The 7,211-nt window shown below is 70.6% G+C and carries 5 protein-coding genes; 1 reads left to right on the forward strand and 4 read right to left on the reverse strand.

Going from position 1 to position 7,211, the window contains the following annotated elements:
- The first annotated feature begins 132 nt into the window (after nucleotides 1–132).
- A complete protein-coding gene (locus VJS38_RS09225) occupies nucleotides 133–948 on the forward strand; it encodes an NtaA/DmoA family FMN-dependent monooxygenase (protein WP_324087856.1) in 816 nt (271 codons plus the stop codon).
- 87 nt (nucleotides 949–1,035) lie between these two features.
- Here the strand turns inward: VJS38_RS09225 and VJS38_RS09230 are convergent, their stop codons facing one another.
- From VJS38_RS09230 to VJS38_RS09245, 4 genes are all read right to left on the reverse strand, one after another.
- Nucleotides 1,036–2,382: an LLM class flavin-dependent oxidoreductase gene (locus tag VJS38_RS09230; RefSeq protein WP_324087857.1), complete on the reverse strand. Its 1,347-nt coding sequence runs from the start codon at nucleotides 2,380–2,382 to the stop codon at nucleotides 1,036–1,038.
- A gap of 229 nt (nucleotides 2,383–2,611) precedes the next feature.
- Nucleotides 2,612–5,071 carry a TonB-dependent receptor gene (locus VJS38_RS09235; protein WP_324087858.1) on the reverse strand — a complete coding sequence of 820 codons (2,460 nt, stop codon included), beginning with the start codon at nucleotides 5,069–5,071 and terminating at the stop codon, nucleotides 2,612–2,614.
- Nucleotides 5,072–5,099: 28 nt separating this feature from the next.
- Entirely contained in the window at nucleotides 5,100–5,573 is a 474-nt protein-coding gene (locus tag VJS38_RS09240; protein WP_324087859.1) for a Rid family hydrolase, read from the reverse strand.
- Between the two features lie 30 nt (nucleotides 5,574–5,603).
- Nucleotides 5,604–7,172 carry a flavin monoamine oxidase family protein gene (locus tag VJS38_RS09245; protein ID WP_324087860.1) on the reverse strand — a complete coding sequence of 523 codons (1,569 nt, stop codon included), beginning with the start codon at nucleotides 7,170–7,172 and terminating at the stop codon, nucleotides 5,604–5,606.
- Nucleotides 7,173–7,211 lie beyond the last annotated feature (39 nt).

A 7,211-nucleotide genomic window follows, 5' to 3' on the forward strand; every position in this document is an offset into this window, starting at 1 on the left:
GGACCCGATCCGCGACTCCCATACAGGCCAGCGCCGCCACGGCGGGGCACTACAGGCCGGACAGATGGCAGCATCCGACTACGCGACCAAAACCTCTCCACTCCGGACTTGCGCTGAAGGGGGCGTCCACAGATGGAAAGCGGTCTCTACTTCGATCCGGCGCGGATGCACGTGCTCGGCCACAAGGGCAAGCACCTCTCGGTCAGAGGGCCGTTGAACATCGCCCGCCCGATCCAGGGCTGGCCGGTGATCGTCCAGGCCGGCGCCTCGGAGGCCGGCCGCCAGCTGGCGGCGGAGACCGCCGAGGTGATCTTCGCCGCCCCGGGATCGCTGGAAGGGGGCAAGTCCTTCTACGCCGACATCAAGGGCCGCGCCCGCGCCCTCGGCCGCGATCCGGACGGGATCAAGATCCTGCCCGGCGCCATGGTGGTGGTCGCCGACAGCGTGGAGGAGGCGCGCGCCAAGCTCGCCCGGCTCGACGGCCTGGTGCACTACGAGAGCGGGATCGGTTCGCTGAATTCCATGCTCGACTTCGACGTCTCGGGTTTCGATCCGGACGGGCCGCTGCCCGAGCTTCCGCCGACCAACGCCAGCCATAGCGCGCGGCAGCGGATCTTGTCGCTGGCGAGGCGGGAGCGCCTCAGCATCCGCCAACTCGCGCAGCGCGCCGGCGGCTACGCCGGCCTGTCCTTCGTCGGCACGCCGCAGTCGATCGCCGACGAGATGGAGCGCTGGCTGTTCGAGGAGGGCTCGGACGGCTTCAACGTGGTCTTCCCGTTCGTGCCGCAGGGGCTCGACGACGTGGTCGACAAGCTGATCCCCGAGCTGCAGCGGCGCGACCTGTTCCGCCGCGAATACGAGGGGACGACGCTGCGCGAGAACCTCGGCCTGGCGCGCCCGCCGAACCGCTTCTTCGAGGACAGCGGCCAGGCGGTGGCGGCTCAGTAGTCGATCACTCCCGGCGCGGCGTCCAAAGGTGCGGCGAGTTCGAGCATCGGATCAGTTGGCGGCCTGGCGCGTGGGCTTGCGCCCCGCCTATTCCGCCGCCTGCAAAGCGCCGCGCGCCTGGGCCCAGCGATTCTCGGGAACCGGCAGGCCGAGGTGGCCGCGCAGGGTGTCGTGGGCGTATTCGGTGCGGAACAGGCCGCGCGCCTGCAGCAGCGGCACGACCCGCTCGCGGAAGAGGGCGAACTCCTTCGGACGCCCGACGCGCAGCAGGAAGCCGTCGGCGGCCCCCTCCACGAACCAGCGCTCGATCTCCGCGGCGATCGTCTCGGGCGAGCCGACGAAGGGCGTGCCCAGCCGGCCGAAGCGATAGGCCGTCTGTCGAAGCGTCAGGCCCTCGGCCTGGGCCGTGCGCACGATCCGTTCGGCGCGGCCCTTGTAGCTGTTCAGGCTGAGCTCGCTGACGTCGGGGAACGGGCCGTCAAGCGGATAGCGGCTGAAGTCATGGTAGCCAAAGGCGCGGCCGAGCTCGACCAGCAGCTTGTCGACTTGCTGCTCGCCCTGCTGGGCCTCGGCGAGGGTCTCGGCTTCGGCGTCGGTCTCGGCGATCACAGGGAACAGGCCGGGCAGGACGGTGATCTGGCCCGGGTCACGGCCCAGCGCCGCGGCGCGCGCCTTGAGGTCCCGGTAATAGGCCTGAGCGGTCTCGAAGCTCTCGGCGTTGGTGAAGGTCCCCTCGGCGATATGGGCGCCGAGATTGCGGCCCTCGTCGCTGTCGCCGGCCTGGAAGATCACCGGCTGGCCCTGCCGCGAGCGGCTCAGCGCCAGCGGGCCTGCGACGGAGAAGAACTCGCCGCGGTGGTTGAGGGCGTGCTGCTTCGGCTTGTCGAGGAAGACTCCGCCGGCCTTGTCGCGCGGGAAGGCGTCGTCCTCGTAGCTGTCCCACAGGCCCTGCACCACCTCGACGAACTCGCGGGCGCGGGCGTAGCGGACCTCGTGGTCGAAGTGCGCCTCGCGGCCGTAGTTGCGCGCCGCCCCCTCGAGCCCCGTCGTGACGACGTTCCAGCCGGCGCGGCCGCGGCTGATATTGTCGAGCGAGGCGAACTGGCGGGCGACGTTGTACGGCTCCCAGTAGGAGGTGGTGAGGGTGGCCACCAGGCCGATCTTCCTCGTCGAGGCGGCCACGGCCGAGAGCAGGGTCAAGGGCTCCAGGCGGTTGAGAAAGTGCGGCGCGCTGTCCGGCGTGATGAACGGGCTGTCGACGATGAAGACGAGGTCGAACTTGCTGGCCTCGGCGAGGCGCGCGTTCTCGACGTACCAGTCGATGTCGATGCTGGCGGTCCCCGGCACCTGCGGATCGCGCCAGGTCAGTTGGTCCGTGCCTACGCCGGTGAGAATTGCGCCGAGCTTGAGCTGCCGAGCCGGGGATTGGGTCATTAGGGGCTCCTGAGGGTCCCCGCCTAAATAATCGGACATGATGCGGCCGAATAACGAAGAGTCCTCAAGGCCGACATTGCCGGCGCTGAAGGCGCGACGCGTAGAGCGTCCGGCGGTTCGAATGAACCGCCGAACGCTCACAAGTTTCTGAAGTTAGACCATTCGCTGCGCCGAACCGGCCTCCACTTCGGCGGCGAATGGTCCAGGCGGCGTCGCGCCGGAGCGAGCGTCAGAAGTCGTAGCTGAGACGCGTGTAGTAGTAGCCTCCGTTGAAGCCGAACGGCGACCAGGTCGGGTAGATGTCGATCGCGGACGAGCCGGAGGCCACCTCGGCGGCGAGATAGGCGTCGCTCACGCGGTTCGGGTGGAGGTTGAACAGGTTGTTCGCCCCGATCGCCACGCGGATCCCATTGGTCGTCCGGTAGGCCAGCTCCGTGTCGAAGATCGGCGTGACTCCGATCTTCTGGTTGAAGAACACGCCGTTGCCGGGGTCGCGCAGCTGGGAGCTTTCGCCATAGACCGTGCCGACGAGGTTCAGGCTCCAGGGGCCGTTGGTGTAGAGGCCGCCGAGCGCGATCTTGTACTTCGGCGAGGAGCTCTCCAGGGCCGAGCGGGCCCCGAGGTTCAGCAGGCTCTGGCCGGAGGCGGCGATCTGCGGAGGCGGCGCCTTGACCTTGGTCACCTTGTTGTCGGTGTAGGCGCCCGTCAGCGACCAGTCGATATGGCCCAAGTCGCCGAGACTGGTCGGATAGGCCAGCACGAGCTCGGCGCCGCGCGTGCGGGTGTCCACGGCGTTCGAGAAAATGCTGATCCCCGTCGTCGCGACGGTCGGATCGAGGGTGTTGCCGTTGGCGCTGATCGCGGCGGTCACCGCAGGGGAACGCACGGCTCCGCCCAACAGGCCGAAGATCGTGCCGGAGCCGACGATCCGGTTCTTCAGCTCGATCTGATAGAGGTCGAGGCTGGCGGTCAGGTTGGGCAGGGGCCGGGTCACGAAGCCGACGGAGAAGTTCGTCGACTTCTCTGGCTTGAGCGGCGCGATCCCCAGCAGCCTGGCCGCGGCGGCGTTCGGCGGCAGTTGCACCACGGCGGTGGTCGGCGAGACGTTGGTCGCCGAATAGAACTCCTCGGCCAGCGTCGGCGCCCGGAAGCCGGACGAAACGTTGCCGCGCAGCGCGAAAGCGTCGCTGAAGTCATAGCGGCTGGTGAGCTTGCCGATGCTGGTGTCGCCGAAGTCGCTGAAGTGCTCGTAGCGCCCGGCGGCTTCGAGCTGCAGCTGCTCGACCGGCTTCACCGCCAGGTCGACGTAGCCCGCCCAGTTGTCGCGGCTGTGGCGGCCCGCGTCGGTGAGCGCGAAGCCCGGATAGGACTGCGAGCCGGCCTTGTAGCGCGAAGCGGCGTCGCCGGCGCGGATCTCATAGCTCTCGTGGCGTTGCTCGAGCCCGACGGCCACCGTGAGCGGGCTGGCCAGCCCGACGTCGAACCCGCGGCTGATGTCGAGGTTGCTGGTCCACTGCGTCGCGATGAAGTCGCCGTTGTGGAAGGCGGTGGGGGTGAAGCCGGTGTCGGCGAAGAGCGACAGGTTGGCGGAGTTGGTGACGTTCAAGGCCACGTCGTCGCGGCCGTAGGTGGTGCTGAGGTCGAAATTCCAGTCGCCGGGCAGCTTGCCGCGCAGCCCGCCGGTGACCGAGAGGTCGTCTTCCTTGCTCGTCAGGTCCGGCGTGAAGCCCTGCGGCCAGACGCTGGGGATGCGGTTCGGCAGGCGATAGTTCTCGTGCGAGGCGGCGTACTTGTGGCCGTAGGTGGCGAAGCCGTAGGCCTCCAGGCTCTCGCCGAACCGATAGCCGCCGTTGGCCGCGAAGTTGGTGAGCGCATAGCGCGCGTCGCCGAAGATCGGGTTGAGATGCGGGAAGCCGGGGATCTGGATCCAGCTCGGGTTGGCGGCGATCAGGCTGGGGTTGAGCAGCCGCTGGTCTGCGCGGCCGCGGTCGCTGAAGTCGTGGTAGCGGGTCTCGGCCGTGAGGTTCAGGTAGCTGTCGGCCGAGGGGGCCAGGCCGATATTGCCGGTGACCGCGCCGGTCTTGCCGTCGCCGGCATAGTATTTGCCGCCGGTGGCGGCGAGCTCGCCGCCGTGGGCGTCCTTCTTCAGGATGATGTTGATCACCCCGGCGATGGCGTCGGTGCCGTATTGCGCGGCGGCGCCGTCGGTCAGCACCTCGATCCGCTCCACGGCCGACAGCGGGATGAAGTTCAGGTCCGCCGTCGCCGAGCCTTGGAACGGTCCGCCCACCACCGCGAGGTTGGCCGTGGGGTGCCGGCGCTTGCCGTCCACCAGCACCAGCGTCTGGTTGGGGCTCAAGCCGCGCAGCCGCGCCGAGAGGGTCAGGTTGCCGGCGTCGCCGCCGAAAGGCTGGGTGTTGAACGACGGCGCCAGGCGGGCGAGCGCCTCGCTGATCTCCGTGCGGCCGGTGCGCACGAGACTGCCGCTGTCGACGACCACGATGGGCGCGGCGCTGTCCTGGGCGCGCACGCCGGTCAGGCGGGTGCCGGTGACGATGAGTTCGTCGATGGAGGTCGCCGCCGCGGTGCTCGAGGCGTTCGCGGTGGAGACCGCCTGAGCGGCCGCGGGACCCGCCGCCCAGGCGAGGGCGATCGCCGCCGCCGAGACGGCGGGCGTTGTGGTTTTCATGTTCGGCTCCAGTTTTGGAAAGGGTTTGCTAGTCGGCCCGCGCCGCCGTGACGTCGATCTCGACCAGCGCGCCCGGCGCCACCAGGCCGGCGACCTTGACCGTGGTGCGGGCAGGCTTGTTGGGCTGGGCGGCGGTTCCGAAGGCGCGCCCCCAGGCCGCGTTCAGGCCGGCGAAGTCGATCGCGCCGCCCTTCTGCGGATCGCCGACGAGGAACACCGTCGCCGACACGACGTCGCCGAGGCTGAGCCCCTGTGCGTGCAGGACGGCGTCGAGACGGGCGAGGGCGGAGGCCGCCTGGGTCTCCGTCGGGCCGTTCTGCGCCTCGGGCGCGGCCAGGGCGCCGCTGAGGAAGACGAGCCTCGCGCCGGCCGGCACCACCACGGCCGAGGCGATCGGCGGGGCGCCGGGCGGGGCGGGGACGCGAAGGATCTCCGCCGCCTGGACGGTCGGCGGGGCGGCGATGACGAAGGCGGCGGCGAGGGCCGCGGCGAGGCGTGGCATGAGCATGCTCCGGAGGGTCGGTGGATGGGGCTATCGGGCGGCGGAAGGCTCGGCCCGCACCCGCTCGGCGATCAGGCCGACGGTGCGGTGGGCCGCGGCGACGGCGCCTTCCTGCCAGCTGGGCAGTTGGCTGAGATGCGCGCCGCTGAGGTAGATGCGCCCCTGCGGCTGGTTCAGCAGCCGGTAGGCGGCGGCGTCGTTGCCGTCGGTCTCCCAGTGCATCCAGGGACCGAGGTTGAAGGCCTGCCGGCTCCAGTCGACCACGACCGGGTTCGCCAGGTCGGCGCCGTGGCCGGGATGCAGCCGCTCGACCGCGGCGCGGGCCAGTCCGGCCTGCTCGCCCAGCGGCCGCGCCTCGAACGCCGCGGCCGGGGGCCCCGCGAGATAGGCCGCGACCAGGAGCCCCCGCGGCGAATGGAAGCCGCTCGACGGATACCAGACGACGCCGGTCCCGCCGTCCGGAAACGACAGGCCGCCGTAGATCTGTTCGGCCTCCCAGAATCGCGGCGCGTCGAACGCGACCTTGGCGGCATGGTCGTAGACGGCCGCGGCGACCGCCTTGCGCACCGGCGCGGGCAGGTCGGTGGGGATCTGCGCCAGGATCTTCAGCGGCAGGGTGACGACGACGAAGTCCCCGCGCTCCACGGCGCCCGCGCCGCTGGTCCGGTCGCGCCAGGCGACCTCGACGCCGCCGTGCGACTGGCGGATGGCGCGCACCTCTGCGCCCAGCCGCGGCGGCCTGCGCAACGCCGCGGCGAGCGCGCGCGGGATCTGGTCCATCCCGCCCACCGGCTCCAGCATGGTCGCCTGCATGAGGACGTTGTCCTCGAAAAGGATGTTCGGCAGGGCCGGGTCGCCCAGCAGGTCACGCAGGGCGAGCGGTGGGCGCGCGATCCCGGTCTGGTCGGCGGCGCCCGGGGTGCGCACGTAGCCCGCCCGTTCCGAGCCGCGATAGACGAGATCCGGTGCGAGGTCGCCATAGCCGCGCAGGAAGCTCACCAGCCGCTCCTTGTCGGCCGCGCTCAATTCCTGGTCCAGAGAGCCGCGGCCTACTGCCTTGGCGAGCAGCTCTGACAGGCCGCCGCGAAGGTCGGTGACCGCCTGGCGCTGTTCGATCGGCCGCGCGCCGAAGGCGCCGTCCGACTGCAGCCGCGCGCTGCGGCTGGAGTTGACCTCGACCTCCAGAGGCACGCCGAGTTCGCGGCAGTAGCCGAGCAGGCCCTGGTGGTGGCTCGGGATGCGGGCCGGTCCGGCGTTGAAATAAAGCCCCGGCGAGAGCCGGGCGACCTGGTCGGGCTGGCCGAGCTGCTCGATGCGGCTGCCGTCCCGAATCGTCCAGTTGCGCCCGCCGACTCGGTCGCGGGCTTCCAGCAGGACGACGTCGAAGCCGGCGCGCTCGAGCCGATAGGCGGCGACCAGGCCCGAGATTCCCGCGCCCAGAACCACGACGCGGCGGCCCTGGCCCAGGCTCGCCGGCAGCTGCGGCGCGTCGGCGGCCGCATGGGTCGGCAGGAAGCCCAGCGCCTGCAGCGACAGGAATCCCGCCGCGTAGCCGCCAAGGCGCGCGGCGCGCCGCAGCATGTCGCGACGACTGATCATGTAGAACGCCCCCGATTACTGAACATGGTTCGCCGATCT

It is taken from the genome of Phenylobacterium sp. (genome assembly GCF_035276905.1).
In the GTDB taxonomy this organism is placed as follows: Bacteria; Pseudomonadota; Alphaproteobacteria; order Caulobacterales; family Caulobacteraceae; genus Phenylobacterium.

Excerpts from the sequence above, each read along its gene's own strand:
- VJS38_RS09225 (WP_324087856.1), top strand. The coding sequence starts at position 133 with ATGGAAAGCGGTCTCTACTTCGATCCGGCGCGGATGCACGTGCTCGGC.
- VJS38_RS09240 (WP_324087859.1), bottom strand. The coding sequence starts at position 5,573 with ATGCCACGCCTCGCCGCGGCCCTCGCCGCCGCCTTCGTCATCGCCGCC.
- VJS38_RS09245 (WP_324087860.1), bottom strand. The coding sequence starts at position 7,172 with ATGATCAGTCGTCGCGACATGCTGCGGCGCGCCGCGCGCCTTGGCGGC.
- VJS38_RS09230 (WP_324087857.1), bottom strand. The coding sequence starts at position 2,382 with ATGACCCAATCCCCGGCTCGGCAGCTCAAGCTCGGCGCAATTCTCACC.
- VJS38_RS09235 (WP_324087858.1), bottom strand. The coding sequence starts at position 5,071 with ATGAAAACCACAACGCCCGCCGTCTCGGCGGCGGCGATCGCCCTCGCC.